Origin of the sequence: Mesorhizobium sp. M2A.F.Ca.ET.039.01.1.1, assembly GCF_003998035.1 — a bacterium.
GTDB lineage: Bacteria > Pseudomonadota > Alphaproteobacteria > Rhizobiales > Rhizobiaceae > Mesorhizobium.
The window spans coordinates 1-562 of the sequence record NZ_RZRY01001457.1; the positions used below are offsets into that span (position 1 = coordinate 1).

Genomic DNA, 562 nt, shown 5'->3' on the forward strand with positions numbered 1-562 from the left:
GCATGTAGCCGCTCTGCGTCGCCAGCACCGCGATGGTCGGCGTCAGCGCATTGGGCAGCACGTGGCGGATAATGACCTGCCGGCGATCGAGCCCTTTCAGGATGGCGGTGCGCGTATAGTCGGCAGCCAAAGCCTCGATGACGCCGGCCCGCGTCATGCGCGCCAGATAGCCGGCGAGGTTGAGCACCAGCGGCAGCGCCGGCAGGATGAGATAGTAACCGCTCGTCCAGAAGCCCGCGCCAGGCGCGGCACCCGTGATCGGCAGCCAGTTCAGCCACAGGCCGAAGACCAGGAGCAGGAGCAGGCCGGAGACAAAATCCGGGACGATGCCGAAGGAGACGCCGGCGAGCACGATCAGCCGATCGGTGAGCCGACCCTGGTTGAGGCCGGCGACGATGCCCGCGCCGACACCCAGCGGCACAAGAAGCAAGAGGATGATGCCGGCAAGGGCCGCCGAGCGGCCGAGGCTTGCCAGCACGAAGGGCGCGACCGGCGCACGCATCGACAGCGACGTGCCGAAATCGCCGCCAAGCGCCGCGCTGAACCAGCGCCAGTACTGGAC

General features: G+C 68.3%; 1 protein-coding gene. It reads right to left on the minus strand.

The window, feature by feature from the left end; translation table 11 throughout:
* A partial coding sequence (locus EOA24_RS40420; RefSeq protein ID WP_133375091.1) for an ABC transporter permease occupies positions 1–562 on the minus strand: 562 nt, incomplete at both ends.